Consider the following 26680-nt stretch of genomic DNA (forward strand, 5'->3'; position numbering starts at 1 on the left):
GTCAGAACAGGAAATACCGCTGTGCCATCGGCAGCACCTCGGCGGGTTGGCAGGTCAAAAGCTCGCCATCCGCCCGCACCTCATAGGTTTCGGGGTTCACCTCCACCTGCGGCGTGGCGTCGTTCAGGATCAGATCCGCCTTGCCGATCGTGCGGGTGTTCTCGACAGCCAGCGTCTTTTTGGCCAGGCCCAGAGTGTCCCCGATCCCCGCCGATTGCGCAGCGGCAGAGACAAAGGTGACGGCGGAGTGTTCCACCGACCGGCCATAGGCGCCGAACATGGGCCGGGAATAGACCGGCTGCGGCGTGGGAATCGAGGCGTTGGGATCGCCCATCTGTGCCATCGCGATGGTGCCGCCCAGCAGAACCATCTCGGGTTTGACGCCGAAGAACGCCGGGTTCCACAGCACCAGATCGGCGCGTTTGCCAGGCTCGACACTGCCGATTTCATGGCTGATCCCGTGGGCGATGGCCGGGTTGATGGTGTATTTCGCGATATAGCGACGCACCCGCAGGTTGTCGTTGTCGCCCATTTCCTCGGCAAGCGCACCGCGCTGCTTCTTCATCTTGTCGGCGGTTTGCCAGGTGCGGATGATCACCTCGCCCACGCGCCCCATCGCCTGACTGTCCGACGCGATGATTGAAAACGCGCCCATATCGTGCAGGATATCCTCGGCCGCGATGGTCTCGCGCCGGATGCGGCTTTCGGCGAAGGCCACGTCCTCGGGGATCGACTTGTCCAGGTGGTGGCAGACCATCAGCATATCCAGATGTTCCTCGACCGTGTTGACGGTGAAGGGCCGGGTGGGGTTGGTGGAGGAGGGCAGGACATAGGCCTCGCCACAGATCTTGATGATATCGGGGGCGTGGCCACCGCCCGCGCCCTCGGTGTGAAAGGCGTGGATCGTGCGGCCTTTGAGGGCGGCGATGGTGTTTTCCACGAACCCGGATTCGTTCAGCGTATCTGTGTGGATCATCACCTGCACGTCCATCGCGTCCGCGACCGAGAGACAGCAATCGATGGCCCCGGGCGTGGTGCCCCAATCCTCGTGCAGCTTCATGGCGCAGGCACCTGCCAGCACCTGCTCCTCCAACGCCGCGGGTAGGGAGGCGTTGCCCTTGCCTGCAAACGCAAGGTTCATCGGGAAGGCATCGGCGGCTTGCAACATCCGCCCGATATGCCAGGGGCCTGGCGTGCAGGTGGTCGCCAGTGTGCCGTGCGCCGGACCGGTGCCGCCGCCCAGCATGGTTGTCAGACCCGAATGCAGAGCCTCCTCGATCTGTTGCGGGCAGATGAAATGGATGTGGCTGTCAAACCCGCCCGCCGTCAGAATGCGCCCTTCGCCCGCGATGGCCTCCGTGCCCGGACCGATGACGATATCGACGCCCGGCTGCGTATCGGGATTTCCGGCCTTGCCGATGGTGTGGATGCGCCCGTCCTTGAGACCCACATCCGCCTTGTAGATGCCCGAGTGATCCACGATCAGCGCATTGGTGATCACGGTATCGACCGCCCCTTCGGCGCGGGTGACCTGAGACTGCCCCATCCCGTCGCGGATCACCTTGCCGCCGCCAAACTTGACCTCTTCGCCATACATCGCGGCGTTGGCCCCGGTGCCCCCGTTCTGAGCTGTTCCGGCCCGCTCGGCGGTCAGATCCCGCTCAACCTCGATGATCAGATCGGTATCGGCCAAGCGCACCCGGTCGCCGGTGGTGGGGCCGAACATGGCGGCATAGTCGGAACGGGCGATTTGTGTGGGCATCGGGCAGGCCTATGTTTGGGTCGAGGTTTCACGTGAGGTTGCGATGCGGTTCATGGCATGTTGTGAACGCGCGCTTCAGGACGTTTTTTTTTGATTCAGCAAGAAAGGGAATGGCACGCTTCGTTGATCTGCGAATCGTCCGAAAGAATTGACCGCCCAGACTTGACGAGGAGGGCTATTGGAAAGCCTATCCGATCGAGGCGCTTCGACTGAAGAGACTGACGGCATCTCGTGTCGGCCAATGCGAGTTGTATCGCTGCAATCGTACCTGAGCTCATCGCTGCTATTGCCTTGGGTCTGGCACTTGGCGGGTGAGAGATGTCTCGCCCGGCTCTGTTGCGTATGCGTCACGGTGCAAATCATGCCTGAAACGCCTCATCCACCTCGACCTGGAGCGCGGTCACCAGCCCATTGGTCTGCATGGCCATACCAATGACGGCCAAAAGCTCGCCGTGCTGCGCGGGCGTCATGCCCTTGGCCTTGGCGGCCGCGGTGTGGGAGTGCACGCAATAGGAACATCCGTTCGCGGTCGACACGGCGATATAGATCAACTCCTTGACCAGCGGGTCCAGATCGCCCGGGCCCATGACGACCTTCAGCCGCTCCCACGTCGCTTTCAAAAGCGCCGGGTCATGCGCCAGCGCGCGCCAGAAATTATTGATGAAATCGGTGCCGCGCACCGCGCGGATATCTTCGAAGACGGCCAGCGCCTCGGCGCTGACCTCCTCGTCCGACAAGAGCGGAACCGTCCCCATCAGACCATCGCGAAGATGCGCGCGGGCCCGCCAGAGCCGCCGCGATGTGTGGGTGCGCCCACGACCAATGTGGCGCCCGAGGCAGGCACCTGATCGAGCCCTGCGAGGTTTTCGATCCCGTAGCGGTTGGTGGGCAGCCAGGCGTAATGCGTGGCGAAATCCCCCGACGGGCCGTGATCGAGCGACAGCGTGTCAACAGCGATGGCCACGGCGCCCGTGTTTTCGATCAGCATCTGCGCGGCCTCTATATGAAAGCCGGGAAAATGCATCACACCCTCGCCATCGGCATTGCGAAAACCCGCCCCACCGGCCTTGCCCGCCCAGCCCGAATCCATCGCCACGCAGGCGCCGTCGGGAATATCGCCGTTGGCGGCGATCCAGGCGCTCAGATCGTCCGGCGTCACCTGGGCATCGGGATCGTCCTGGGCCTTGGCGGCGATGTCGATCACGGCCAGGGGGCAGACGAGGTTCGACACCGGGATCTCATCCACCGATTGCCCATCGGCCGAAAAATGCAGCGGCGCGTCGATATGGGTGCCGGTATGCTCGTTCACCGTGAGGTTAAAGAGGTTGAACCCATGTTCGGCGAAATTGAACGCTTGATCGGATGAGATGCCCGGTTCTCCGAAATAGGTCGGGAAAGCCTCGTCATAGACATGGGTCATGTCCACCACGCCGCCATGTCCCGCCGCCAAGCTCGCAGGCGCTGTGGCAAGCCCCCCGGCGGTGGCGGCCACCGTCGCGGCCGCTCCGGCCTTAAAGAAATTGCGGCGCGACAGCATCCTGTCCTTCACCGCGTTCATTATGCATACATCACACATTGTCTTGATCCTCCCGGTTCTGTGTCACCGCTCATAACGGCCCCATGACCTGTTGGTTGAACCCATAGATCGTTTGTGCCCCGGAAACGGGGATCAGCTGAACCTCGCGCCGCTGGCCGGGTTCAAACCGCACCGCCGTGCCCGCGGCGATATCCAGACGATGGCCCCGCGCGGCGTCCCGGTCAAACTCTAATGCGGCGTTGGCCTCGGCAAAATGGTAGTGGCTGCCAACCTGAACGGGCCGGTCCCCGGTATTGGCCACCATCAGCGTGATCGCCGCGCGCCCGCCATTCAGGGTGAGCGAGCCCGGTGCGGCGAAGACCTCTCCGGGGATCATTTGCGGCGCCATACGGCGCGTGCGCGGAGCACCGCGACCCCGCCCGCGAGGGCCAGCAACGCCAGCCCGATGATCCAGGCGGCTCCCTCCTCGGGGTGAACATGCGGACCTTCGCCGGGATGGGCGGCGGCCATTGTGGCGCTCAGCATCAGCGCGGCGGGTAGGGTGAGGTGTTTCATGGGGGTCTCCTGTTGTCGGGAAAGGATGCCGGATCACCGGATCGGGTTGTGAACGGTCACCAGTTTGGTGCCGTCGGGAAAGGTCGCCTCCACCTGCACCTCGTGGATCATCTCGGGCACGCCGTCCATGCATTGCGCCCTGGTGATGACCTCGGCGCCCGCCTGCATCATCTCGGCGACGGATCGGCCGTCGCGCGCGCCTTCGACCACCGCATCGGTGATCAGGGCGATCGCCTCGGGGTGGTTCAGCTTCACGCCGCGCGCCAGGCGGCGGCGGGCCACCTCGGCGGCCATGGCGACCATCAGCTTATCTTTCTCTCTTGGGGTCAGGTTCATCTCAGATCATCCAGACTTTGGGCAGGGGGGCTTGGCGGAACAGCCCGATCAAGGGGATCAGCGCGCGGCGCAGGGCAAAGCCGTCCGGGGCCAGCAGCCGCGCGAATAACAGATCCGGGGCGGGCTGGCTGATGCCGCCGGTGGGCGGCAGGAGGGCACGGGCCGCCTCCAGCAGATCGCCCGCCTCAGGTGCCGCAAAGATCAGGCTGGCCAGCGCGCGCGCGCCCTGACCGGTGGCGCGGCCTGCCAGACGGGCCTGGGCATCGCCCATCATCCGGGTGCGGTCGGCAAAGACGATGCGACCCGCCCGCGTCACCGTGATCCGGTCGTCGAGGTCGAGCTGCCGGACCGTTTCGCCCATCGCGGTGCGGCCGAAAATCAGGCTTTCCACCAGCAGCGCGCGCGCACCTGGGACCAGGGTCACATCCAACCTGCGCGCCAGGGCGGAGCCGTCGTAAAGGATCGTCTCCTGCGGCAGCCAGTCGATGCGCGCACCCTGCTGGACGGTCAGACCGGTGCAGACGCGGCCCCGGCCCGAGGCTGCGCGATAAGCGCGCTCTGCCGCCTGGGTGCTGAGCGTCAGCTGGGTTCCGGGCTGCGCCGTGGCGCGTTGATCGAACCGGTCCCCGCCGGTGATGCCGCCTGCGGTGTTGAGCAGCACAGCGGTCAGCGCCGCGCCATCGGTGCGCGGAAACAATGCCTTGAGAGAGCCTTGTTGATGCAGCCGATCCAGAACGGTGGATCTGTCGCGCGGTTTGACGGACAGACGTACCGCTCCCTGGGCGCGGGGCTGCTGGGTGGCGAGGCGGAGGGGGGCGAGATCTTGAATGGTGTGTCACCCGGGGGATTGTCTGTGTCTGTATCGCCACGCTATGCCACCTGCCCGTGGGAAGCCCAGCAGCCGGGGCGCCCTGCGACGCAGTGTTGGTCCCCATTCGCCGGTTTTGGGTGCTGGGTGATCAAAATTTGAGCATACCCGCAGCCGATTGCACCGGAAGGGCCGTCTTTCTATGCTCTGGTCAGACGAAGGGACGTTTATGGCCGGGCAGACCGAAACAGTGCTGAACGCGGTGGTGGAGGGGATCGATTCCGGTCGTCTGAAGCCCGGAGATGTGATCGAGGAGGCGCCCTTGATGGCCGCGCATGGTGTGTCGCGCACGCCCGTGCGCGAGGCGTTCATCCAGCTTGAGGCCGCCGGTCTGATCCGCCGTTTGCCGCGCAAGGGCGCGGTTCTGTTCAAGCCGACACTGGAGGAGTTTCTGGCGATCCTCGAAGTGCATGCCAAGCTCGAAGGGCTGGCCGCGGGGCTGGCCGCCCGGCGCCTGTCGCCAGCCAATGCGCGCGATCTTGAGGCGGCGGTTCGGGCCTGTGAAGCCCATGCGGATGCCCAAGGCGACGAGGGACCCGCGCAGTATTATCAGCTCAACATGCGGTTTCACGAGGTGGTGGCGATCAGCGCCGGAAATCCGGTGCTGGTGGAGATGATCAAGACCAATGCGCGCAAGCTGATGGCGTATTATCGCGCGCGCTATCGCTATCCCGGCTCGATTGCCGACAGTGCGGCCGAGCATCGCCGGATTGCCACGCTGATCACCGATCATCGGCGCGAGGAGGCCGAGGCGCTGATGCAGCGGCATGTGCAGTTCGATCAGGTGACGGTGATGGATCTGCTGGCGGCCGTGGGGTAGTCGGTGGAGCTTGCGCGTTTGGCGGACGGCGGAGTGGGGGCCGGCCCCCACACCCCCGGGAATATTTAAGGCCAGAAGAAGCAGCAGGTCAGGCCCGTGCCTGCGCGGTCTCGAAGAAGCGGGCGATGGTTTCGGCATAGGCCTTCATGTCGGCGCGCTGTTGCAGCGAGGCGCGGGCGCGGGCCGTGACCTGAGGTCCGAGGTGAGGGGCGATCTCTTCGGTGAGGGCGGCGATGAAATCGGGGGTCATTTCGGGGTGGTGCTGGGTGGTGTAGACATGGGCACCGATGGCCATGCCGGCGATGGGGCAGTCCCGGGAGCTGGCAATCGCCCGCGCACCCGGGGGCAGGGCGGTGACCTGTTCGAGATGGCTGGCATAGAGGTTGACGGTGGCGCCAAGGCTTTTCATCCATGGCATAGGATCTGTGATCCGGTTCCCGGTGAGCCCATGCACATATCCGCCGGGGTTGGGCCCGACCGCGCCGCCGAGCGCCAGGGCGATCGCCTGATGGCCGAAGCAGGCCCCAAAGAGCGGCAGGCGGCGCGCGGTGACCTGGCGGATCAGATCGAGAAGCCGGGCGATCCAGTTCGACCCATCATGGACCGAGGCAGGGCTGCCGGTGATCATCGCCCCGTCGAAACCATCGAGGGTTGCGGGGAAATCCCCGTCTTTGACCATGAAGACCTCAAACGTCCAGCCCGAGCGCACGCGCGCCATCATGGCCGGAAACTTCTCTGCGTCCTTGGGATGCGCCTGAGCGAAGTCGCTTTCATCGGTATTGGTCACCAGCAGGGCCAGATGCATTGGTGTGCGCCTCTCTCAGTCGGATATTTTCGTTTACATATTTATGAGCCTCTATAATATACATATGTTAAGAGCTTGCGGAAAGGGTAAATCATGACCGTTTGGACGCCGACCGATGACGGGTCTGCCGATCTGACCAGCCATGACAGTTATGTCGAGGGTGCGCCGCACAACACCTTTGCGCGGCTCAGGCGGGACGATCCGCTGCATTGGACCGACTATGGGCAAGGCGAGGATTTCTGGTCCGTCACGCGGCATGCCGATATCGAGGCGATGAACAAGCAGCCCGATCTTTTCTCCTCGGCTCGGGGCATCCGGATGGAGGACCAATCCTATGAGGAATACCTCGCGCGCCGGACCTTTCAGGAGACCGACCCGCCCGATCACACACGGGTGCGGCGCAAGCTGACGCGCGCCTTTGCCAAGCCCACCATCGCCGGGTTCGAGCGGGATATCCGCGATATCTGCACCGACATGCTGGACCCGGTGCTGGAGCGCGGCAGGTTCGATGCCACCCGCCTGATCGCGCGGGAATTGCCAATGCGCATGCTGGGCCGGATCATCGGGACGCCGGAGGAAGATCTGCCCTGGCTGGTGGAGAAGGGCGATGCGCTGATCGCCAATACCGATCCGGATTTCACGTCCCATGTGCTCGACAAGATGGAAACGGATGCGTTTCGGATGATGCCGTTCAACTCTCCGGCCGGAGCCGAGCTTTACCAATATGCCAAGGAGCTGATGGCGGACAAGGCCGCGCGCGGCGACACAGACGGGGTGCTGCATCTGATCCTGGAACCGGATGAAGATGGGCAGACGATCTCGGAAGAAGAGTTCCGGAATTTCTTTTGCCTGCTGGTGGCGGCAGGCAATGACACCACGCGGTATTCGATCGCGGCGGGTATCCAGGCGATGTGTCATCAGCCCGAGCTTTTGGGCCAGATGCAGGCTGGGGGTGCGGTTTGGGACACCGCCCCTGACGAGATCATCCGCTGGGCGACGCCCGCCACCTATTTCCGGCGCACCGCCACCCGGGATGTGGACATGCATGGCAAGACTATTCGCGCGGGTGACAAGGTGCTTTATTGGTTTGCCTCGGCCAACCGGGATGAGGCGATGTTCGACGATCCGTTCCGCGTGGATCTGATGCGCAGCCCGAACCGGCATCTGAGTTTCGGACAGGGCGGTCCGCATGTCTGTCTGGGCATGTGGCTGGCGCGGCTGGAGGTCAAGGTGCTCTTTGAAGAGCTTGCCAGACGGCTCAAATCCATCGAACCTGACGGCCCGCACCGCTTTTTGCGGTCCAATTTCGTTGCAGGGATCAAATCGCTGCCGGTGAGCGTGCAGCGCGCCTGAAGGAGACAGACATGAAAGACCGGTTGCGCGCGCTTTTTTGCGATCACCTGAGCATCATGCGCGGCAAATACCTGCCGCATCACAAGATCGGGGATGAGAGTACGCGGTTCTGCCTGTCTGTCTTCGGCACCCACTATGATCGCGATCTGCTGGATGCGCCGGGATCCAAGGTCAAAGCCGGTCTGCCGGATATGGAACTGCGCTGGCGGCATGATGATATCCGCGACAGTTGGGACGGCTCGACAAAGGTGGTGCTGGGCGATCTTTACGATGAAGAGGGCGCGCCGCTTGCCCTCTGTCCGCGGGGCACGCTCAAACGCGCCGTCGCCGCGTGGGAGGCCAAGGGGCTGACACCGAAGGTGGGGATCGAGCTTGAGGCCTTTGCTCTGCAGGCCGATGAGAACGGCCGGTTGCAACCCTATGACGCGCCCGGCGGGGTCGTCTATGGCACAGGGCCCTACGCCGATCCGCTGCGCTTTAACGACCGGATCTGGGAAGTGGCGGATGAGCTTGGCTTCCGGTTGGATATGATCACGGCGGAGTTCGATACGCCGCAGTTTGAGTACACGCTGATCTTTGACGATGCGGTCAAGGCGGTGGATGACATCGTGCTCTTTCGGCTGATGGCGCGTGAGATCGCTCTGGAATACGGTGTCGTGCTGTCGTTCATGCCCAAACCGATTGCCGAGGCGGGCGGGTCCGGCATGCATGTGAATTTTTCATTTACCGATGGGGCGGGGGGGAACGCGCTTTCCACCGGGCCGAAGGGCGGGCCGGATCATATGAACGATCTGGCGCGCGGTTGTCTGGCGGGTCTGTTGCATCACCACAAGGGGCTTGCAGGGCTGATTGCGCCGACGGCCGCGTCCTATCTGCGGCTGCAACCGGGGTCGCTCTCGGGTTATTGGCAGAACTGGGGGGGCGATCATCGCAATGTCACCACCCGGATCAGCGGCGAGGGCGGGGCCAAGGCGCGACTGGAACACAGGATGGCGGATGCCTCGGCCAACCCCTATACGGCTGTCGCGGCGGTGTTGCAGGCATCCCTTTTGGGGGTGAAGCAGGGTTACTCCCTCCCGCCGATTGAGACGGGTGATGGCTTTGACCGGACGGATGCGAAGGCAGGAACGGCGGATGATCTCAAAGGGGCCGTTGCTGATTTGGCGGCAGATACCATCCTGGCCGAGGCCGTTGGAGCTGAACTGGTGGCAAACCATGTCTACATGAAGCAGAAAGAGGTGCGTAAGACGCGCGACCTGGAAGGGGACGCGCTGCGCGACTTCTATGTCTGGTTTGTGTAGGGCGGGACTTGTCCCGCCTTTCTTAACGGGCCGGCGGGACAAGTCCCGCCCTACCGGCCCGAGTACTCCGATCTGGGTGCAAGAGCGAAGGTGGCCGTGCCAGTGCTTTTCCAGGACAGGTTTCGGCGATGCGCTGGCGCCCAGAAAGGCTGGTCTAAGCCGCGGGTGGGTCCGGTGTTGGCTTTTCGCAGGCCACGCATCGCTCGTCTGGTCCGCATGGCAGCTGTAAGGGGTGCGTCATTGCTGCGCTTGCGCCTCGGTGTCGCAGTTATAAGCATCTGAAAAGAAATGAATATAATCGTATGCAAAGGTATTCGGCGCCGTCCTGTCGCAGATGCGCTGAAAGCCGGACGAAAAAGTCTATCTCAAAGATAAGTTTAACAACCAAAAGAGCCTTTGGCGCATGGACACGCTGCTTCTCTCCCGCATTCAGTTTGGAGCGAACATTTCGTTCCACATTCTTTTTCCCACAATCACCATCGCGTTGGGGTGGGTGCTTTTGTTCTTCAAGCTGCGTTTTAACGCGACGGGCGAGACCAAGTGGATGGACGCCTACCGGTTCTGGGTGAAGGTCTTCGCGCTCAGCTTTGCAATGGGTGTCGTCTCGGGCATCACCATGTCGTTCCAGTTCGGCACAAACTGGCCGGGCTTCATGGAGACGGTTGGTAACATCGCAGGTCCGCTGCTGGCGTATGAGGTGCTCACCGCCTTCTTTCTCGAAGCGGTGTTTCTGGGCATCATGCTCTTTGGGTTTTCCCGGGTTCCGGGATGGCTCCACACGCTCGCAACCTTTCTCGTTGCGTTTGGCACGACCATGTCGGCTTTCTGGATCCTTGTGTTGAATAGCTGGATGCACACCCCGGTCGGGTTCGAGATGATCGACGGCGTGGCTCATGCGACCGATTGGGTCGCGATCCTGTTCAACCCCTCCATGCCCTACCGGTTGGTGCATATGTTGCTTGCCTCCGGATTGACCGTGGCGTTCCTGATCGCTGGATTTTCGGCCTTTCGCATGCTGCTCGGGGACAAGGGCCGGGATGTGCGTGCCGCGCTGAAAACTGCTCTGATCATGGGGGCGTCGCTGATCCCTTTGCAAATCCTGGCGGGCGATATGCATGGGCTGAATACGCTGGAGTATCAGCCCCAGAAGGTTGCCGCGATGGAGGGCAATTGGGAGACGGGTACGAACGTGCCGCTGCTGCTTTTTGCCATTCCCGATGAGGACGCCCGCGAGAACCGGATGGAGATAGCGATCCCCAATGGCGCCTCGCTGATCCTGACCCACAAGGCCGATGGTGAAGTTCCCGGACTGAACGATTTTGTCACCGAAGACGGGGAGGTGCTGCACCCACCTGTCGCTCCGGTCTTCTTTGCGTTCCGCATCATGGTGGGTACCGGTATGGCAATGCTCCTGCTCAGCTGGGCAGGGGTGTACTTCATGGCGCGGCGCCGCGATGCCGGAGCTGTGCCCAAGCCGCTGCTCGTGGTGCTGGTGCCCATGGCGTTTTCGGGCTGGGTTGCGACGCTGGCGGGGTGGTACACAACCGAGATCGGGCGTCAGCCCTGGCTGGTTCAGGGTGTGCTCAGCACCAAGGATGCCGTCGCCGACGTGCCGGCCCCATTTGTCGGCATGACGCTGGTAACGTATCTCGCGATCTACGCAGCCCTGCTGGCTGCCTATATCTTTGTACTCTTTTTTCTTGCCACCAAGGCGAGCCGGGGCGAGACTGTGCACCCCAGTGCGCCGCAATCGGGCGAAGCGGTCGCCCGTCAAATCCCGGCGGAGTGAAGACAGATGGGCTTGTTTGGTGATCCCGCATACTGGCTGCCACTGACCTTTGCCGCCCTGATGGGCGTGTCGATCCTGATCTATGTGGTTCTCGACGGGTTCGATCTGGGGGTCGGGGTGCTCTTTCCCTTTGCCGACGGCGCCGAGAAGGACCGGATGGTCGCCTCTATCGGACCGTTCTGGGATGCGAATGAAACCTGGCTTGTCCTGGCAGTCGGGTTATTGCTTGTGGCCTTTCCGGCGGCGCATGGAACGATCCTGACCGCGCTCTACCTGCCGGTTGCGGTCATGTTGATCGGTCTGATCCTGCGGGGCGTTGCGTTCGAGTTCCGGGTGAAGGCGCCGACGCCGCATAAACGGGCCTGGAACGGGGCGTTCTTTGTGGGCTCTTTGATGACGTCTCTGGCGCAAGGCTATATGCTGGGGCTTTACATCATGGGGCTTGAGCAGACCTGGGCAACCTGGGCTTTTGGTGCGCTGACGGCGGTCTTCCTGACCGTGGGGTATTCCTTTATCGGGGCGACCTGGCTGATCCTTAAGACCGAAGGCGCGTTGCAGATCAAGGCCGTGCGATGGGCGCGGGGCGGCATCTGGGGGCTGGTCCTTGGGCTGGGCGCGATCTCTCTCGCCTCGCCGCTGGTGAGCGAGCGGATCTGGGCCAAGTGGTTCTCGGTGCCCGAGATATTCGCGCTTGCTCCGCTGCCGCTGATGTCGGCGGGGCTGGTGGTGCTGCTGTGGCTGGCGCTGCGCCGGTTGCCCACCCGCGATGACAGTTGGGCATGGTTTCCGTTCGTGGCGTCCGTCGTGCTCTTCATGCTGGCGTTCTTTGGGTTAGCCTACTCCTTTTACCCGTATGTGGTGCCCGAAAAGCTGACGCTCTATGAGGCCGCCAGCGCACCTGAGAGCCTTTTCATCATTCTGATCGGAACCTGCGTCGTGCTTCCGATGATCGGCGGTTACACGGTATTGGCCTATACCGTTTTCCGCGGTAAGGCGCGGGATTTGCGCTATGATTGAGGGGCATGCCAGACGTCACGAGGGCGCATTTTCTGACCCAGAAAATGGCCCAGAATTTGATAAATTCTGGTGGCGCGCGGGGTCAGATTGGTCGCAATAGCGGTGGCAGAATCGCGCTGGCCTATGCTAGGTTTTGCGGTATGGCTGCATCTGACCGCAAAATCGGCGATATGCCCCCCGTAATTCGACAGCTGGACGACGGCGCGATCAATCGTATTGCGGCAGGTGAGGTGGTCGAACGGCCCGCCTCTGCTGTCAAGGAGTTGGTGGAGAACGCAATTGACGCGGGCGCCACCCGGATCTCGGTCGATGTGGTCGCGGGCGGCAAAGCGCTGATCCGGGTCACCGATGATGGGTGCGGGATGCTGCCGCGCGATTTGCCATTGGCCCTCGCCCGGCATGCCACGTCCAAGATCGATGGTGACGATCTGTTGGACATCCGCACATTCGGATTTCGCGGCGAAGCGCTGGCCTCTCTTGCGGCGGTCGGACGCCTTACGCTGACAAGCCGCGTATCGGGACATGATGCGGCGATGGTGCGGGTCGCCGGAGGGCGGATGGAACCGATCCGACCTGCCGCGCTGCGCGCTGGTACGGTAGTGGAGCTGCGCGATCTTTTCTACGCCACACCCGCCCGCCTTAAATTCCTGCGCACGGACCGGGCCGAGGGGCAGGCGATCACCGATGTGGTCAAACGGCTGGCCATGGCCGAGCCGGGCGTCTCGTTTACCCTGCGCGACGCAAGCGATGGAGGCAACGACCGTGTTGTATTCCGAGTGGATGCGGAACAGGGGGAGCTCTTTGACGCGCTGCGTGCGCGGCTGTCGCGGATCATGGGAACCGAGTTTGTTGCCAATGCCCTGCCCATCGATGCCGAGCGTGAGGGGCTGCGGCTGGTGGGCTATGCCGCGCTGCCGACGTATTCCCGGGGCGCGGCGGTGGCGCAGTATCTCTTTGTCAATGGACGTCCCGTGCGCGACAAGATGCTGGGTGGCGCGCTCAGGGCCGCCTATATGGATTTCCTCAGCCGGGACCGGCATCCGGCTGCGGCCCTTTTCATCGATTGCGATCCGACGCTGGTGGATGTGAACGTCCATCCGGCCAAGACCGAGGTGCGGTTTCGCGATCCCGGCGTGGCACGTGGGCTGATCGTGTCGGCGCTGCGGCATGCTCTGGCCGAGGCGGGGCATCGCGCCTCAAGCACGGTCGCGGATGCCACATTGGGGGTCATGCGACCCGAGCCATTGGGCGAGCCCGCGCGCGTGTATCAGATGGAGCGCGCTCCGCGCAGTCTTCCGCCCGAGCTTCCAGCCGATCCAGGATTTGCTGAAACGGCCCCTGTCTATGCGCGTGTGGTCGAGGAGGCCGAGCCAGCGCCGGAGGAGACGTCCCACCCGCTTGGAGCCGCGCGCGGACAGGTGCATGAAAACTATATCATCGCTCAGACCGAGACCGGTATGGTCATCGTCGATCAGCATGCAGCCCATGAGCGGTTGGTCTATGAGAAGCTCAAACGCCAGATGGCAGAGACCGGGGTGGCGGCACAAGCGCTGTTGATCCCCGAGATCGTTGAGGTGGGCGCGGACGAATGTGACCGTTTGCTGTCGGTGGCTGAGGATATGACCCGGCTGGGCCTGACGATCGAGCCGTTTGGTGGCGGTGCGGTCGCCGTGCGCGAAACCCCGGCGATTCTGGGGGAGGTCGACGCGCGGGCCATGATCCTCGATATTCTCGATGAGCTTGCCGATCAGAACGAGAGCACCGGCGTTCTGGCCCGGATCGAGGCGATCCTGAGCCGGGTCGCCTGCCATGGCTCCATCCGGTCGGGCCGCCGCATGCGGGCCGAGGAGATGAATGCGCTGTTGCGCGAGATGGAGGCGACGCCGCATTCGGGACAATGCAACCATGGGCGGCCGACCTATGTGGAACTGAAGCTGTCGGATATCGAGCGGCTGTTCGGGCGCACATGAAACCTTTTGTGGCCATAGGACTTCGCGGCTCGCGCTCCCCGAGCTCTCATTCGTGGCCTTTGGACGCGCGGGTTCTACGCCGTGATTGAGCTGGGTGGACAAAGCTATGCGTTCAGCGATCCCGCGGTCCTCGCCGTTCTGGCGGGCGCGGGCGTCCTGGTGTTGATCTTGATCCTGCTGATCGTCTCTGTCCGGGTCGCGGGCCGGTCAGCACGGATGATGGCGCCTGTTTCCCAACAACTGGGCGCTTTGGGCGGACATGTGCAGCAGTTGAGCCTGGGTCAGGAACAGTTGCGCGGCGGGCTTCAGACGGTTTCGGACACCCAGGCCAATGCGCAGACACAGGTGATCCAGACGATGGAGGCGCGACTGGCCACTGTTCAGCAACAGATGCAAGACAGGCTCTCCGACAACGCGATGCGGTCCCAGCGGGCACTGGTCGAGATGCAGGAGCGGATGAAGGAGAGCCTGCACGGATCGTCGAAACAGACTACTGCGTCGCTCAGTCAGTTGCAGGAGCGGCTGGCGACCATCGACAAGGCGCAGGATAACATCACCAAACTGTCCGGCGATGTGCTGAGTTTGCAGGACATTCTGTCGAACAAGCAGACGCGCGGGGCGTTCGGGGAAATCCAGCTCAAGGACATCGTGGGTAAGGCGCTTCCTGCGGACAGCTATGCCTGGCAGGCGACCCTGTCGAATGGCAAGCGGGCTGATTGCCTGATCCGGCTTCCGAATCCGCCCGGACCCATTGTCATCGATTCGAAATTCCCACTGGAGCCCTACGAAGCGCTGCGTCGGGCCAGCACCGACCGAGAGCTCGCTGACGCGGTCAAGCAGATGAAGGTCGCGGTGCGCGCGCACATAAAGGCAATATCAGAGAAATACATCATCGAAGGGGAAACCGCGGATGGCGCGATCCTTTTCCTGCCATCGGAAGCCGTCTATGCGGAATTGCATGCCAATTTCGCCGATCTTGTGCGCGAAGGGTTCGATGCGCGGGTCTGGATCGTGTCGCCCACGACCTGTATGGCGACGCTGAACACGATGCGGGCCATTCTCAAGGATGCTCGGATGCGAGAACAGGCCGGCGCGATCCGCAAGGCCCTGCGCCTGCTTCACCGCGATGTGGAGATCGTGGGGCAGCGGGCCGCCAAGCTCGACACCCATTTCCGGCAGGCGCGCGAGGATGTCGAAGGAATAGGGATAGCCGCGGAGCGCGCAGGGAAACGCGCGGCACGGCTCGACAGTTTCGACTTTGAAGAACTGGCGCCGGGAGAGGCCGAAGGGGGTGTCCCTCTGGTCAAGTCCGACGTTGATCCCGCCAGAAACTGACGCAGTTTCTGGCCAATTTCTGACCCAGAAATTGACCTCGTTTGGCGGGCGTTTCGGCGACCTGTCCGGGCCTCTGGGTTGTTTCTTGTGCAGAAACTGCGCCAGTTTCTGATCATTTTCTGTGTCAGAAAATGGGGTCAGATGGCGCCGAGCCCGGCGTCCAATGCACTCAGAATGGCTTGAACATCCCTGGACGTCAGAACCAGTGGGGGTGACAGGATAATATTGGAACCCGACACCCGGACCATGGCGCCCGCCGCATAGGCTGCTTCCTGCACCTTGCCGATCCTGGCCTTGTCGACGGCCGTCTTGGCCCTGCGGTCTTCTACCAGCTCCAATGCGCACATCAGCCCGTGCCCTCCACGCACATCGCCGACGACCTCGTGCTGGCTTTGCAAGTCCAGCAGCCCAGCATGGAGTTCCGCCCCGCGGGCCGCCGCATTTGTGGGCACATCCAACGCCAAGGTCTCGGACAGACAGGCAAGTGCTGCGGCGGCCCCCACAGGATGCCCGGAATAGGTATATCCGTGACCGATAGCGGCCTTACCCGTCTCATCACGTTCGAACACTTGGGCGATCTCTTCCGAAATCATCAGGGCACCGAAGGGGAAGTAGCCGTTCGTGATCGCCTTTGCCGTGCACATCAAATCCGGTTGCACACCCCAGTGGCGCGAGCCGGTCCAGCTGCCGGTGCGGCCAAAGGCGGTAATCACCTCATCTGCGATCAAGAGGATCCCGTGGCGCGAACAGATCTCGCGCACGCCGGGCATGAAGCTCTTGTCGGGTGGGATCACGCCACCCGCTCCCAGGATCGGTTCCATGATAAACGCGGCGATACTGCCCGGGCCCTGAAACGCGATCTCGTCTTCCAGAGCAGACAGGCAGAGCTGGGCCAGCTTCCCGGGATCGCTCTCGTCAAACGGGTTGCGATAGGTATAGGGCGCGGGGATATGATGGCATCCTGCCAGCAAGGGCTCATATGCTGTGCGGAAATTGGCATTGCCATTGACCGACGCGCCCCCGAAATGGGTCCCGTGATATCCTTTCTTAAGCGACAGGTACTTCACCCGCCCAGCCTCGCCGCGGATCTTGTGGTATTGGCGTGCCAGCCGCAAAGCGGTCTCCACACTGTCGGATCCGCCCGAGGTATAGAATGCCCGGCTCAGACCATCCGGTTCAAAGAAATCGCGCAACTCCTCGGCCAGCTGGATCACCTGATCGTTCGAGGTGCCGCGAAAGATCGAGTAATAGGGCAGCGCATCAAGCTGCTGCGCAATCGCGTCCTTGATCGCCTGGCAGGAATAGCCCAGGTTCACGTTCCACAAACCGCCCACCGCATCGACGACCTCATGCCCGTCCACATCGCGGATGCGCACACCGGTTGCACCGGTTACGATGGTCGGCGGGTGCGCCAGACTGTCGGCGGGATGGGCCATCGGGTGCCAGAGCGAGCGGGCATTCTTCTCTTTCAGAAAATTGACGTCTTTCATCCTGTCATCTCCGATCTGGCTGAGGTGTCTTGAAGGGGGAGGGTCTCGGGCGCAAAGCCCCCGATCCGACGGGTGAGATCGGCGGCACAGGCGGTCAGTTCCGCCTGCGCGCGACGCGCCAGAGCATCGCTCATGCGCGCGACGGGAACCGCCACGGCCAGCGCACCGGTGGGGCAGCGGTCGGGGCCGAAGATCGGCACTGCCAGCGAATGCACATCCGCTTCGAACCCGCCGACGGATTGGGCCACCCCGCTGGCCCGAATGCCGCGCAGGCGGGCGCGGATCCGGTCTGGATCCGTCTCGGTATGGGGCGTGTGAACCGGAAGGGGTCGCGCCAATACGGCATCGACAAAGGCGGCCTCCGAGAAGGCCAGGATCGCAAGGCCGGAGGCGGTGCCGTGAAAGCTCAGCACCTCTGCATCCTCCATCGTGACCCTTGTGCCATGGCGGGTGCTATAGTGATGCGCAATCGCGTTCAGGCGCATCCCCTGAACAACCGACATATGCGAGGTTTCATGGGTCGCCGCGCTCAACCGCGCAAGCATTTCTCGTGCAACCGACAGCAGCGGGACGGCAGCTTCGCGCAAGCTGGCCAGTCGCAGCACCTCAGGCCCCAGCCGGTAGGACGTGCCGCCATGGGATTTTTCAACGAATCCTCTCAAAGCCAGTTCGGACATATGGCGATACACGGTCGCCTTGTTCATGCCCGACAAACGAGCCAGATCGCTCAGCCCGATTTCAGGCCGTTGCAGATTGAAAAACCCTAAGAGTGACAAGGCGTTGGATACGGTTCCCATTTGTCCTGACGTGATGTGTCTGCAAGTGCCGCGGCACAAGGATTGATTTTGTCTGCGCGACGTTCTTCAATTTTCTTGACGGATGGACCCCATGCCTGTCAATCTAAATTAGAACCGATGGTTCAAATAATGAACCACGCTAACAGGGAGACCGTGAGAATGACATTGAAATCACTGAGCGTCGCATTGGTCGCGACGATGAGCCTGGGCGCGGGCGCCGCTCTGGCGGACTACCCTGAAAAGCCCGTGAACTTTATCGTGCCCTGGCCGCCCGGCGATCTTGAAGATGTGCTGACCCGTATGATCGCCGAGGATTTTCAGGCCGAATACGGCGTGCCCGCAGCGGTGGTGAACAAGCCCGGAGGTGGCGGAGGGCCCTTTCCCGGCGCCATCGAGGTCGCCAATGCGCCTGCCGATGGCTATACCATCGGATCGTTTGTGATCGGGGTGCCGGTGGTGGGCCACCAGATCGACATCCCGCCGCTGACCCCGGCCAAGTTCGATCCGCTTGGCATCTTTCTGACCTATCCCTTCGTGATCGCGACCAGCGGCGACGCGCCCTATTCGACGATCGAAGAGCTGGCCGCCTATGCCAAGCAGAACGATGTGGCGCTGGGCCATTTCGGCGATCCGCTGACACCGACCCAAGTGACCAAGGCGCTGGCGGTCAATCAGGGGTTCAGCTGGGGCAGTGACGCGGCCTTTGACGCGCTCGATTGCAACACGCTGGCATCGGGCGACGCGGATGTGATCAACACCACGCTGCAATTGATCCTGCCGTGCCTGGACGATGTGCAGGTGCTGGTCTCGATCACCGACGAGCGGATCTCGCTCGTCCCTGACGCGCCTGCCATCGGCGAGATCGACCCCTCACTCAACATCGCGCTCTGGAACGGGCTTTTCGTGACCAAGGACACACCGCAGGACGTGCGCGACAAGATCATCGCGGTGGCCGAGAAAACCGTGATGAGCGCGCGCGCGCAGGCGGTGGCCCGCGAGACCGGCGCGCTGGTCTACTGGCAAGATGCGGAAACCTCGACCGCCCGTGTGGCCACCGATATCGAGACCGTGGCGCGTATCGGCACACTTCTGGAATAAGACGCGTGGCCCGGAGGCCCGGTGGCCTCCGATGCATCTGGCGGAGCCGTCGATGAGCAGTGAAAAGGAACGCCGTTTTGCTGGACCCAGGCGCGGACAGCTTGTGTTCGCGCTGGGGTTCATTGCGATATCAGGCCTTCTGATCGTCCAGATCGGGGTGCAGACGGTCTGGGTGGATGGCGTCAGGCTGGCGGCCCAGCCCAGGTTCTGGCCCGCGGTGGGTTTGGGCCTGATGGTGGCGATGGCGGGGCTGCATCTGTGGCGCCTGCCATGGCGGAGGGTGACGCGGTTCGACCGGACCGAGGCACTGAGATGGCTCATGGTGCTGGAATATTGCGCTTGGTTTATGGCTTATGTCCTTCTGGTGCCGATCCTGGGATACCTGCCTGTCACGCTGATCTTTGTGTCGGCACTTGCCTGGCGCATGGGATATCGCAGCCGGGGCATGATGGCGATCAGCGCACTTTTCGCGATCAGCGTGGTGGTGATCTTCAAATCCTTGCTTTCGGTACGGATCCCGGGCGGTGCGATCTATGAATACCTGCCCGGCGCGCTGCGCTCATTCGCGATCCTGAACCTGTGATGGAGCTGATCGCCGACAGTCTGGCCATTCTGGCACGCTGGGACGTGGCGCTGGCCCTTTTGGTGGGGTCGGTCGGGGGCGTGCTGATCGGCGCCATTCCCGGCGTTGGACCTGCCGTGGCCATCGCGATCCTGCTGCCCGCAACGTTCAGCATGGATCCGATCGTGGGTCTGACGGTGCTTTTGGGGATCTATGGCTCTTCGATGTATGGCGGGGCGATCCCGGCCATTCTGATCAACACGCCCGGCACGGCGGTCAATGCGTTGACCACCTATGACGGCTATCCCATGACCACACGGGGGGAGCCGCGCCGTGCGCTGTCACTGGCCTATTCCGCGTCGTTTTTCGGCGGCATTTTTTCGGTGATCTGCCTGATCCTCTTTGCCCCGGTCCTGGCACGTATCGCGCCGTTGTTCGGCTCGCGCGAGATCTTCCTTGCGGCCCTTCTGGGGATCATCCTGGTGGTGGTGGCCCATCGCGGCCAGACCCTGATCGCCGCCGCCCTGGCGGGGTTTGGCATCTTTGTACAATCCATCGGGCTGGAGCCTGTCAAATACACCCAGCGCTATACTTTCGATCAGCCGTTCCTGTCGGGCGGCGTTGATCTGATCGTGGTCGTGCTGGGCCTCTTCGCGCTCAGCCAGGCGTTTGTGCTCTTGACGATGGAGGATGAGAAAACCCGCCTGACCCGGCTGCGCGGCGGTGTGTTCCAGGGCCTGCGCGAACTGGCGCGTCATCCGCGCATCGCCAGCGTGTCGGCCGGGTTCGGCGTGTTGATGGGCATGATCCCGGGTGTGGGAGAGTTCACGGCCCAGTTCATGTCCTATACCTATGCGCAGCGCACCTCCAAACGGCCCGAGGATTTCGGTCACGGCTCCTCCGAGGGGCTGATCGCGGCCGAGACGGCCAACAACGCCGTGCCTGCCGCAGCCATGGTGCCGCTCTTGGCGCTGGGCATTCCCGGAGAGGCGCTGACGGCGATGATGCTGAGCGTGTTCTACGTGCATAACGTGGTGCCGGGGCCTGCGCTTTTTCAAAACAGCATGGATTTTGTCGTCGCGCTTTACATCGCGCTCTTGATCCTGAACGTGCTGGTTATGGTCTTTCTTTTGGTGGCGACCAAACCGCTGGTGCAGGTTGTGCGTATCCCCAACCGGTTTCTGGGGGTCTGTATCCTGACGCTGAGTTTCGTGGGCGTCTATTCGCTGCGCAATTCGGTGACCGATTGTCTGATGGCGGCGGCGTTCGGGATCCTGGGATACATCCTCAAACGGCTCTCGATGCCCATCGTGCCGATCATCCTGGGCATGGTGCTGGGCGGCATCATGGAGGTCAAGCTGCGCGCCGCCATGGCGCGGGTGCGCGCGCCGCTGGATTTCATCGACAGACCGGTTGCTTTCATCCTGTTTTGCATGATCGGGGTCGTTCTTTTCATCCATATCCGCCGGGTTCTTTTGGACCGGCGAGAGATCAGGGAGGCCGAATGGCAGACCAAGCACAGATCGACGCGCTTCGGCGGGCTGATGTCGCGCCGCAAAAACTCTTTATTGAAGGCACGTGGCAAAGCGGTCAGGGCGCGCCACTCGCGATCACCTCGCCGATAGATGGCGCGGCGCTGACCACGCTGGAAGGCGCGGCAGCGGCGGATGTGGACCGCGCGGTCGCCGCTGCGCGGGCAGCGTTCGAGGACGGGCGCTGGTCGTGGCAGCCGCCTGCCGCGCGCAAGACGGTGCTGCACGCCATTGCCGACCGGATCGAGGCGGAGGCGCTGGCGCTTGCCGTTCTGGGCGTGCGGGACAATGGCACCGAATTGGCCATGGCGCTGAAGGCCGAGCCGGGATCTGCGGCGGGCACGTTCCGCTATTATGCCGAGGCTCTGGACAAGGTGGCGGGGGAGGTCGCCCCCACCGGGCCGGGCGTCCTGGGTCTGGTCCACCGCGTGCCGGTTGGTGTGGTGGGGGCCATCGTGCCGTGGAATTTCCCGCTGATGATCGGGGCATGGAAGCTGGCGCCCGCCTTGGCGATGGGCAATTCGGTGGTTCTGAAACCCGCCGAAACCGCGTCTTTATCGTTGCTTCGGCTGGCCCAGATCTGTGCCGAATGTGGCCTGCCCGATGGGGTGCTCAACGTCGTCACCGGACCGGGCCATGAGGCCGGGGCCGCCCTGGCCGAGCATGGGGATGTGGATGTGCTGACCTTCACCGGATCGGGGGCCACGGGGCGGAAGCTGCTGGAGGCATCCGCCCGCTCCAACCTCAAACGGGTCTATCTGGAGCTGGGCGGCAAATCTCCCAATATCGTCTTCGCCGATGCCCCCGATCTGGCGCGCGCGGCCAAGGTCTCCGCGGCGGGCATCTTTCGCAATTCCGGTCAGGTCTGTGTGTCCGGGTCGCGCCTCCTGGTCGAACGCGGCATCCATGATGAGTTCGTCGCCCTCTTGAAAGCCGAGGCCGAGTCGCTGCGCGTCGGCGATCCGCTGGATCTGACCACGCAGATCGGCGCAGTGAACTCCGAGGATCAGCTTGCCCGCGTACAATCCTTTATGGAGGGCGAGATCCTGACCGGAGGCACCCGTATTCTGGAGGAAACGGGGGGCAGCTACTTCGCGCCGACCATCGTCACCGGCGTGGGCGCGCAGGACCGGCTCTTTCAGGAGGAGGTCTTTGGCCCCGTCCTGTCGGTCACGCCCTTTGACAGTGAAGAGGAGGCGTTGCGGTTGGCCAATGCCACCGATTACGGGCTGGCGGCGGGCGTATGGACGGGGGGCCTGTCGCGCGCGCACCGGATGGTTGCGGGCATCCGCGCGGGTGTGGTGCATGTCAACACCTATGGCGGGGCGGACAATACCGTGCCTTTGGGAGGGGTGGGCCAATCCGGCAATGGCCATGACAAATCCCTGCATGCGCTGGACAAATACGTGGATCTCAAAACGGCGTGGATCGAGCTATGACAACCATTCTGATCGCGGGCACCTATGACACCAAGGATGCCGAGCTGAGCTATCTGGCGGAGGTGATCCGCGCCCAGGGCGGCGGTGTTCTGTGCATGGATGTCGGCGTGCTCGGCGATCCGGACGCCCAGGTGGATATCTCTAAACACGATGTGGCGGCGGCGGCGGGGTATGGGATCGACGATGTGATCGGCGCCGAGGACGAAAATGCCGCGATGCAGATGATGGCGGCGGGCGCTTCGGCCGTGGCGTTGGAGGCGTACCGCGCGGGCCGGGTTCAGGGCGTGATCGTGCTGGGCGGCACGATGGGCACCGATCTGGCGCTGGATATCTGCGCAGCACTCCCCTTGGGCATGCCGAAATACGTGGTCTCGACCGTGGCCTTTTCGCCCTTGCTGCCGCCCGAACGGATTGCGGCGGATATCCAGATGATCCTTTGGGCGGGGGGGCTTTACGGGCTCAATTCGGTCTGCAAATCCTCGCTCAGCCAGGCGGCGGGGGCCGTGCTGGGGGCCGCGCGCGCGGTGGAACCGCCAAGGTTCGACCGCCCGCTGATCGGCATGACCAGCTTTGGCAAGACGGTGCTGCGTTATATGGTGCGCCTGAAACCGGCGCTGGAGGACCGCGGTTTCGAGGTTGCCGTCTTTCACGCCACCGGCATGGGCGGTCGTGCGTTCGAAAGCCTTGCGGCGCAAGGTGCCTTTGCGGCGGTGATGGATTTTGCACCTCAAGAGGTGTCCAACCACCTTTTTGGCGGCCTCAGCGCAGGTGCGGACCGGATGGAGAGCGCGGGCCGTCAGGGCATCCCGCAGATCGCGGCCCCGGGGTGCTATGATCTGGTGGATGTGGTGGGCTGGCAGCCCTTGCCCGCGCAGTTCCAGGACCGGCCCACGCATGCCCATAACCGCCTTTTGACTTCTGCCGTGCTGACGGCAGAGGAACGCCGCCGCGTCGCGCGCACGATCTGTGCCAAGCTGGGGCAGGCCAAAGGCCCGGCGCATCTGATCCTGCCGCTGGAGGGGTGCAACGAATGGGACCGCGCGGGTGCCGATCTGCATGATGCCGCAGGGCTCGCCGCGTTCATCGACGAGGTGGGGCGGGCCTGCTCCGAGACCGTCCGGCTCCACCGGCTGGAGGCCCATATCAACGACGCGGCCTTTACCGATCTGGTGCTGGAGATCTTCGATGGATGGATCGCTGACGGTACGATCAAGATTTGAGGCTTACGCTTCCGCGTGGCGGGAGGCTGGGCCACCCCGCGGGACGGCGCTCGCACGGCTTTGTGCCTTCGGCCATGGGCGGCCGCAGCCTCAGATCTCCACGTACTCCGAGCCGCGCCGGATGCGGTGGCGGATGGTGTTCTGCTGGCCAAGCGTCTGCTCCAGAAAACACCCCTTTTGCGCGGCATGCACCAATGCGACGGTGTCCTCAAACGGATCCGGGCTGTCGATCAGCACGTCGATCTCAAAGGAGTTGGGCGCGGTTTCATAGACGCGGCCCGCCTTTTGCCAGTCCCAGACGACACGGGTCTCGACCCGCAGATCCTGCAGCGTCACGCCCAGCCGTTTGGCAAAGGCGCGGATCTGGGTCATCAGACAACCGGTCAGCCCGGCCACAAACAATGCCAGCGGCGGCGGGGCCGAAGCATCGCCGCCGTGAAACGCCCCTTCGTCCGAGGCCAGTTGAAAGCTCTCGAAAAAGGGGCGTACCATGTCGACGGCCAGCTCATTGCGCATCTTGCCCACGGCTGTGCCGGTACAGTTGAACTGCACTTGGGCCGTTTGCGGCATCTGGTCCAGATCCACGCTCATGGCTTGACGATCCGGTTGCTGAGCGTGCCGATCTTGTCGATCGTCAGATCGAACCGGTCGCCGGGTTGGAGTTGTTTTCCGATCTCCAGCCCGCAGCCCGTGCCCACCGTGCCCGAGCCGATCACCTCTCCGGGATAGAGCGTCTCGGAGGCCGAGATATGTTCGATGATGCGCCCGAAATCATGGTGCATCTGGCCCGAATTGCCGCCGCCCCACCGCTCTCCGTTTACATGCACCGCCATGTCCAGCGCTGCGGGATGGGCAATCTCATCGGCGGTCGTGATCCAGGGGCCGAGGATATTGCCGGTGTCGAAATCCTTGCCCTTTGCGGGCCCGAGCTGCCCGGGCATCTCGACCATTTGCGCATCACGGGCCGAAACATCGTTGAGGATCGAATAGCCAAAGATATATCCCGGCGCATCCGTCGCCGCGATATCGGTGCCCTTGCGCCCGATGATGATGGCCAGTTCCAGCTCTACATCTAGAAACTGCGCGTACCCGGGCCAGATCACATCCTGCCCATGACCGATAAAAGACATCCGGTTGCCCTTGTAATAGATCGGCTGATCGTACCAGACCGGCGGGATATCAAAGGCGCGGCCGGTCATCTTTTCGGCCTGGGCAAAGCTGTTTTTCAGATGCGTTTCGAAAACCAGGCAGTCGCGGTACTGAACCGGAAGGAGGGGCGGACAGAAGGTGATCTCTTCCTCCAGCAGGATCGCGGCCTCCCGGGCGGTGTCAATCAGGCAAGCCGCCAGCGCCAGGGCCTCCGGCCCGCCGTAGATGACCGACATCATATCGACAAAAAGGCTCGCATTCTCGCCCGCATGTTCGGCCGCAAGATGCAGATCCAGCATGCCGATCTCGCCCAGATCGGCGACCACGCGTTCGCGTTTCTCATAACAGACTGTTCCAAGGCGCATGTCGCTTACTCCTCCAGGATGGCCACGGCGCGGGTGAAGCCCGCACTTGCGGCTTTGATTTTGAATGGGAAGGCCGACACGGTGAACCCGGTATCGGGCAGTTGATCGAGGTTTGTCATCTTCTCGATCTGGCAGTACCCCTGTTCCATGCCCGCGCGATGCCCTTCCCAGATGATCGCCGGATCGCCGGTTTTGGCGTATTCCACCGCCGTGTGGGCAAAGGGTGCGTCCCAGCTCCAGGCATCGGTGCCGACCATGCGCACGCCCTGGCCGGTGAGGTAATTGGTGGCCTCCCGACCCATGCCGCACCCCTTGAGCAGATAATCCTCATGGCCATAGCGCGCGCCTGCCGAGGTGTTGACCAGGACGATGTCCAATGGCGCCAGTTGGTGCCCGATCCGGGCCAGCTCGGCCTTGATCTCGGCGGCGCTCACCACATGGCCATCTGGCTTGTCGCGGAAATCGAATTTGACGCCCGCGCCAAAGCACCACGCCAGCGGCACCTCGTCGATGGTCAGCGCGCGCTCTCCGTGGTTCATCGTGGAGTGATAGTGATAGGGCGCATCCACATGGGTGCCGTTATGGGTGGCGATCTGGAGCCGTTCGATGGCCCAGCCTTCGCCGCCGGGCAGATCCTCGTGTTTGAGACCGGGAAAGAACATCATCACCTGCTCGGCGGTCTGGCTGTGATCGAGATATTCGATCTGCGGCAGCATTTGCGGCGGGTCCGAAGCGATGCCGGTTTCCAGCGGTACGGAGAGGTCGATATAGCGACGGGGCATGGTCAGGCTCCTGCATGTGTGTGGTGTATAGCGAGAAGGGCAGCCCCCGCCCGGGGGCGGTCGGGGGCTGCCCGGCGCGCCGCCGGGCGATACCAGTGATCCACGCGGCCTCATCGCAACAACCCTGTCGCAATGACCGGAAAGGCCAGCACCAGACCCAGCACCGCCACCATGATGAGTGCAAAGGGCGCGGCGCCGCGAAAGATATCCGCGAGGCTGATACTCGGATCATCCAGCGTGGCCTTGATCACATAGACCGAGAGCCCGAAGGGCGGGGTCAGCAGCCCGATCTCGACGGCCAGAACCGTGATGATCCCGAACCAGATCAGATCCACACCCATCGGGATCACCACTGGCAGCATCAGCGGCACCAGGATCAGCATGATTGACGAGCTGTCGAGGATCATGCCCATCGCCACCACGATGGCACAATAGATCAGGATGATGCCCCAATAGCCCAGATCCGCGTCGGTGGCGAGCGAGCCCAGACCCGCGGGCACGCCCGAGAGCGCCAGCATCCGTGAATACATCTGCGCCGCGATGATCAGAAAACAGACCGTGGCGGTCACAAGACCGGTCTCAACCAGCACGGTCCAGAGCGATTTCAGCGTCAGGCGCCGCATCGCGAAGCCCAAGGCCAGCGCGCCGATGGCCCCCATCGCACCGGCCTCTACCGGGGTGAAGAGACCGGCATAGATCCCGCCCAGAACCAGCAGGATCAGACTGGCGATGGGCAGCGCCTTGCGGAGCAGATCCACGCCGCCGATGGCCTGGGTCCCCGCCCCACCGGGCGCGCCC

General features: G+C 63.1%; 26 protein-coding genes. 12 read left to right on the top strand and 14 right to left on the bottom strand.

The window, feature by feature from the left end; all coding sequences use genetic code 11:
- Position 1: 1 nt before the first annotated feature.
- From ureC to HEP69_RS19935, 7 genes are all read right to left on the bottom strand, one after another.
- On the bottom strand, positions 2 to 1762 hold the full coding sequence (ureC, locus tag HEP69_RS19905) for an urease subunit alpha (protein ID WP_290560250.1): 1761 nt from the start codon (positions 1760 to 1762) through the stop codon (positions 2 to 4).
- Positions 1763 to 2121: 359 nt separating this feature from the next.
- Positions 2122 to 2517 carry a carboxymuconolactone decarboxylase family protein gene (locus HEP69_RS19910; RefSeq protein ID WP_290560251.1) on the bottom strand — a complete coding sequence of 132 codons (396 nt, stop codon included), beginning with the start codon at positions 2515 to 2517 and terminating at the stop codon, positions 2122 to 2124.
- Entirely contained in the window at positions 2517 to 3338 is an 822-nt protein-coding gene (locus HEP69_RS19915; protein ID WP_290560252.1) for a cyclase family protein, read from the bottom strand. The genes HEP69_RS19910 and HEP69_RS19915 overlap by 1 nt, the downstream gene beginning before the upstream one ends.
- Before the next feature lie 31 nt (positions 3339 to 3369).
- Positions 3370 to 3675: an urease subunit beta gene (locus HEP69_RS19920; RefSeq protein WP_290560253.1), complete on the bottom strand. Its 306-nt coding sequence runs from the start codon at positions 3673 to 3675 to the stop codon at positions 3370 to 3372.
- Complete coding sequence (locus HEP69_RS19925) at positions 3672 to 3854, bottom strand: hypothetical protein (protein ID WP_290560254.1); 183 nt, start codon at positions 3852 to 3854, stop codon at positions 3672 to 3674. The genes HEP69_RS19920 and HEP69_RS19925 overlap by 4 nt, the downstream gene beginning before the upstream one ends.
- A 33-nt stretch (positions 3855 to 3887) precedes the next feature.
- Positions 3888 to 4190: an urease subunit gamma gene (locus tag HEP69_RS19930; protein ID WP_290560255.1), complete on the bottom strand. Its 303-nt coding sequence runs from the start codon at positions 4188 to 4190 to the stop codon at positions 3888 to 3890.
- A 1-nt stretch (position 4191) separates the two neighbouring features.
- Positions 4192 to 4887 (bottom strand): urease accessory protein UreD, encoded by a 696-nt coding sequence (locus HEP69_RS19935; RefSeq protein WP_290560256.1) that lies wholly within the window; start codon positions 4885 to 4887, stop codon positions 4192 to 4194.
- A 340-nt stretch (positions 4888 to 5227) separates the two neighbouring features.
- Here HEP69_RS19935 and HEP69_RS19940 point away from each other — a divergent pair, with 340 nt between their 5' ends.
- On the top strand, positions 5228 to 5878 hold the full coding sequence (locus HEP69_RS19940; RefSeq protein ID WP_290560283.1) for a GntR family transcriptional regulator: 651 nt from the start codon (positions 5228 to 5230) through the stop codon (positions 5876 to 5878).
- Between the two features lie 88 nt (positions 5879 to 5966).
- On the opposite strand, the gene HEP69_RS19945 is transcribed toward HEP69_RS19940, so the two are convergent.
- Entirely contained in the window at positions 5967 to 6683 is a 717-nt protein-coding gene (locus HEP69_RS19945; RefSeq protein WP_290560257.1) for a type 1 glutamine amidotransferase, read from the bottom strand.
- Positions 6684 to 6776: 93 nt separating this feature from the next.
- Here HEP69_RS19945 and HEP69_RS19950 point away from each other — a divergent pair, with 93 nt between their 5' ends.
- The 6 genes from HEP69_RS19950 (at position 6777) to rmuC (ending at position 15448) form a co-directional block, all read left to right on the top strand.
- Complete coding sequence (locus HEP69_RS19950) at positions 6777 to 8036, top strand: cytochrome P450 (protein WP_290560258.1); 1260 nt, start codon at positions 6777 to 6779, stop codon at positions 8034 to 8036.
- An 11-nt stretch (positions 8037 to 8047) separates the two neighbouring features.
- A complete protein-coding gene (locus tag HEP69_RS19955) occupies positions 8048 to 9337 on the top strand; it encodes a glutamine synthetase family protein (RefSeq protein WP_290560259.1) in 1290 nt (429 codons plus the stop codon).
- A gap of 403 nt (positions 9338 to 9740) precedes the next feature.
- Entirely contained in the window at positions 9741 to 11126 is a 1386-nt protein-coding gene (locus HEP69_RS19960) for a cytochrome ubiquinol oxidase subunit I (protein WP_290560260.1), read from the top strand.
- 6 nt (positions 11127 to 11132) lie between these two features.
- Positions 11133 to 12143: a cytochrome d ubiquinol oxidase subunit II gene (locus tag HEP69_RS19965; protein WP_290560261.1), complete on the top strand. Its 1011-nt coding sequence runs from the start codon at positions 11133 to 11135 to the stop codon at positions 12141 to 12143.
- Between the two features lie 140 nt (positions 12144 to 12283).
- On the top strand, positions 12284 to 14113 hold the full coding sequence (gene mutL, locus HEP69_RS19970) for a DNA mismatch repair endonuclease MutL (protein WP_290560262.1): 1830 nt from the start codon (positions 12284 to 12286) through the stop codon (positions 14111 to 14113).
- Between the two features lie 81 nt (positions 14114 to 14194).
- Complete coding sequence (gene rmuC, locus HEP69_RS19975; protein WP_290560263.1) at positions 14195 to 15448, top strand: DNA recombination protein RmuC; 1254 nt, start codon at positions 14195 to 14197, stop codon at positions 15446 to 15448.
- Positions 15449 to 15585: 137 nt separating this feature from the next.
- On the opposite strand, the gene HEP69_RS19980 is transcribed toward rmuC, so the two are convergent.
- Both HEP69_RS19980 and HEP69_RS19985 read right to left on the bottom strand, forming a co-directional pair.
- Positions 15586 to 16938 carry an aspartate aminotransferase family protein gene (locus HEP69_RS19980; RefSeq protein ID WP_290560264.1) on the bottom strand — a complete coding sequence of 451 codons (1353 nt, stop codon included), beginning with the start codon at positions 16936 to 16938 and terminating at the stop codon, positions 15586 to 15588.
- Positions 16935 to 17735 (bottom strand): IclR family transcriptional regulator, encoded by an 801-nt coding sequence (locus HEP69_RS19985; RefSeq protein ID WP_290560265.1) that lies wholly within the window; start codon positions 17733 to 17735, stop codon positions 16935 to 16937. Before HEP69_RS19985 ends, HEP69_RS19980 begins: the two co-directional genes overlap by 4 nt.
- A gap of 159 nt (positions 17736 to 17894) precedes the next feature.
- Between HEP69_RS19985 and HEP69_RS19990 the strand changes: the two genes are divergently transcribed.
- The 5 genes from HEP69_RS19990 to HEP69_RS20010 are packed head-to-tail and all read left to right on the top strand — an operon-like array spanning position 17895 to position 23586.
- The gene (locus HEP69_RS19990) at positions 17895 to 18833 is read left to right on the top strand and encodes a tripartite tricarboxylate transporter substrate-binding protein (RefSeq protein WP_290560266.1); all 939 of its coding nucleotides are present in this window, start codon (positions 17895 to 17897) and stop codon (positions 18831 to 18833) included.
- Between the two features lie 52 nt (positions 18834 to 18885).
- Positions 18886 to 19416 (top strand): tripartite tricarboxylate transporter TctB family protein, encoded by a 531-nt coding sequence (locus HEP69_RS19995; RefSeq protein ID WP_290560267.1) that lies wholly within the window; start codon positions 18886 to 18888, stop codon positions 19414 to 19416.
- Positions 19416 to 21020, top strand: a complete 1605-nt coding sequence (locus HEP69_RS20000) for a tripartite tricarboxylate transporter permease (protein ID WP_290560268.1) — start codon at positions 19416 to 19418, stop codon at positions 21018 to 21020. Before HEP69_RS19995 ends, HEP69_RS20000 begins: the two co-directional genes overlap by 1 nt.
- A complete protein-coding gene (locus HEP69_RS20005) occupies positions 20963 to 22366 on the top strand; it encodes an aldehyde dehydrogenase family protein (protein ID WP_290560284.1) in 1404 nt (467 codons plus the stop codon). Before HEP69_RS20000 ends, HEP69_RS20005 begins: the two co-directional genes overlap by 58 nt.
- Complete coding sequence (locus HEP69_RS20010) at positions 22363 to 23586, top strand: Tm-1-like ATP-binding domain-containing protein (RefSeq protein ID WP_290560269.1); 1224 nt, start codon at positions 22363 to 22365, stop codon at positions 23584 to 23586. Before HEP69_RS20005 ends, HEP69_RS20010 begins: the two co-directional genes overlap by 4 nt.
- 90 nt (positions 23587 to 23676) lie before the next feature.
- Here the strand turns inward: HEP69_RS20010 and HEP69_RS20015 are convergent, their stop codons facing one another.
- The 4 genes from HEP69_RS20015 to HEP69_RS20030 form a co-directional block, all read right to left on the bottom strand.
- Positions 23677 to 24177 (bottom strand): OsmC family protein, encoded by a 501-nt coding sequence (locus HEP69_RS20015; protein ID WP_290560270.1) that lies wholly within the window; start codon positions 24175 to 24177, stop codon positions 23677 to 23679.
- Positions 24174 to 25100, bottom strand: coding sequence for a fumarylacetoacetate hydrolase family protein (locus tag HEP69_RS20020; RefSeq protein ID WP_290560271.1), 927 nt, complete (start codon positions 25098 to 25100; stop codon positions 24174 to 24176). The genes HEP69_RS20015 and HEP69_RS20020 overlap by 4 nt, the downstream gene beginning before the upstream one ends.
- Positions 25101 to 25105: 5 nt before the next feature.
- Entirely contained in the window at positions 25106 to 25882 is a 777-nt protein-coding gene (locus tag HEP69_RS20025) for a cyclase family protein (RefSeq protein ID WP_290560272.1), read from the bottom strand.
- Between the two features lie 110 nt (positions 25883 to 25992).
- A partial coding sequence (locus tag HEP69_RS20030) for a TRAP transporter large permease subunit (protein ID WP_290560273.1) occupies positions 25993 to 26680 on the bottom strand: 688 nt, incomplete at its 5' end.

Source organism: Aestuariivita sp. (assembly GCF_021404545.1).
GTDB lineage: Bacteria > Pseudomonadota > Alphaproteobacteria > Rhodobacterales > Rhodobacteraceae > Aestuariivita.

What these genes read in the sequence shown, in the direction of transcription:
- HEP69_RS19995 (WP_290560267.1), top strand. Translation starts at nt 18,886, where the DNA reads ATGAGCAGTGAAAAGGAACGCCGTTTTGCTGGACCCAGGCGCGGACAG.
- HEP69_RS20025 (WP_290560272.1), bottom strand. Translation starts at nt 25,882, where the DNA reads ATGCCCCGTCGCTATATCGACCTCTCCGTACCGCTGGAAACCGGCATC.
- HEP69_RS19980 (WP_290560264.1), bottom strand. Translation starts at nt 16,938, where the DNA reads ATGAAAGACGTCAATTTTCTGAAAGAGAAGAATGCCCGCTCGCTCTGG.
- HEP69_RS19940 (WP_290560283.1), top strand. Translation starts at nt 5,228, where the DNA reads ATGGCCGGGCAGACCGAAACAGTGCTGAACGCGGTGGTGGAGGGGATC.
- ureC (WP_290560250.1), bottom strand. Translation starts at nt 1,762, where the DNA reads ATGCCCACACAAATCGCCCGTTCCGACTATGCCGCCATGTTCGGCCCC.
- HEP69_RS19945 (WP_290560257.1), bottom strand. Translation starts at nt 6,683, where the DNA reads ATGCATCTGGCCCTGCTGGTGACCAATACCGATGAAAGCGACTTCGCT.
- HEP69_RS19920 (WP_290560253.1), bottom strand. Translation starts at nt 3,675, where the DNA reads ATGATCCCCGGAGAGGTCTTCGCCGCACCGGGCTCGCTCACCCTGAAT.
- HEP69_RS20000 (WP_290560268.1), top strand. Translation starts at nt 19,416, where the DNA reads ATGGAGCTGATCGCCGACAGTCTGGCCATTCTGGCACGCTGGGACGTG.
- HEP69_RS19925 (WP_290560254.1), bottom strand. Translation starts at nt 3,854, where the DNA reads ATGAAACACCTCACCCTACCCGCCGCGCTGATGCTGAGCGCCACAATG.
- HEP69_RS19930 (WP_290560255.1), bottom strand. Translation starts at nt 4,190, where the DNA reads ATGAACCTGACCCCAAGAGAGAAAGATAAGCTGATGGTCGCCATGGCC.
- HEP69_RS19960 (WP_290560260.1), top strand. Translation starts at nt 9,741, where the DNA reads ATGGACACGCTGCTTCTCTCCCGCATTCAGTTTGGAGCGAACATTTCG.
- HEP69_RS19955 (WP_290560259.1), top strand. Translation starts at nt 8,048, where the DNA reads ATGAAAGACCGGTTGCGCGCGCTTTTTTGCGATCACCTGAGCATCATG.
- HEP69_RS19990 (WP_290560266.1), top strand. Translation starts at nt 17,895, where the DNA reads ATGACATTGAAATCACTGAGCGTCGCATTGGTCGCGACGATGAGCCTG.
- HEP69_RS20020 (WP_290560271.1), bottom strand. Translation starts at nt 25,100, where the DNA reads ATGCGCCTTGGAACAGTCTGTTATGAGAAACGCGAACGCGTGGTCGCC.
- mutL (WP_290560262.1), top strand. Translation starts at nt 12,284, where the DNA reads ATGGCTGCATCTGACCGCAAAATCGGCGATATGCCCCCCGTAATTCGA.
- HEP69_RS19965 (WP_290560261.1), top strand. Translation starts at nt 11,133, where the DNA reads ATGGGCTTGTTTGGTGATCCCGCATACTGGCTGCCACTGACCTTTGCC.
- HEP69_RS20010 (WP_290560269.1), top strand. Translation starts at nt 22,363, where the DNA reads ATGACAACCATTCTGATCGCGGGCACCTATGACACCAAGGATGCCGAG.
- HEP69_RS19915 (WP_290560252.1), bottom strand. Translation starts at nt 3,338, where the DNA reads ATGTGTGATGTATGCATAATGAACGCGGTGAAGGACAGGATGCTGTCG.
- HEP69_RS19985 (WP_290560265.1), bottom strand. Translation starts at nt 17,735, where the DNA reads ATGGGAACCGTATCCAACGCCTTGTCACTCTTAGGGTTTTTCAATCTG.
- HEP69_RS19950 (WP_290560258.1), top strand. Translation starts at nt 6,777, where the DNA reads ATGACCGTTTGGACGCCGACCGATGACGGGTCTGCCGATCTGACCAGC.
- HEP69_RS19910 (WP_290560251.1), bottom strand. Translation starts at nt 2,517, where the DNA reads ATGGGGACGGTTCCGCTCTTGTCGGACGAGGAGGTCAGCGCCGAGGCG.
- HEP69_RS20015 (WP_290560270.1), bottom strand. Translation starts at nt 24,177, where the DNA reads ATGAGCGTGGATCTGGACCAGATGCCGCAAACGGCCCAAGTGCAGTTC.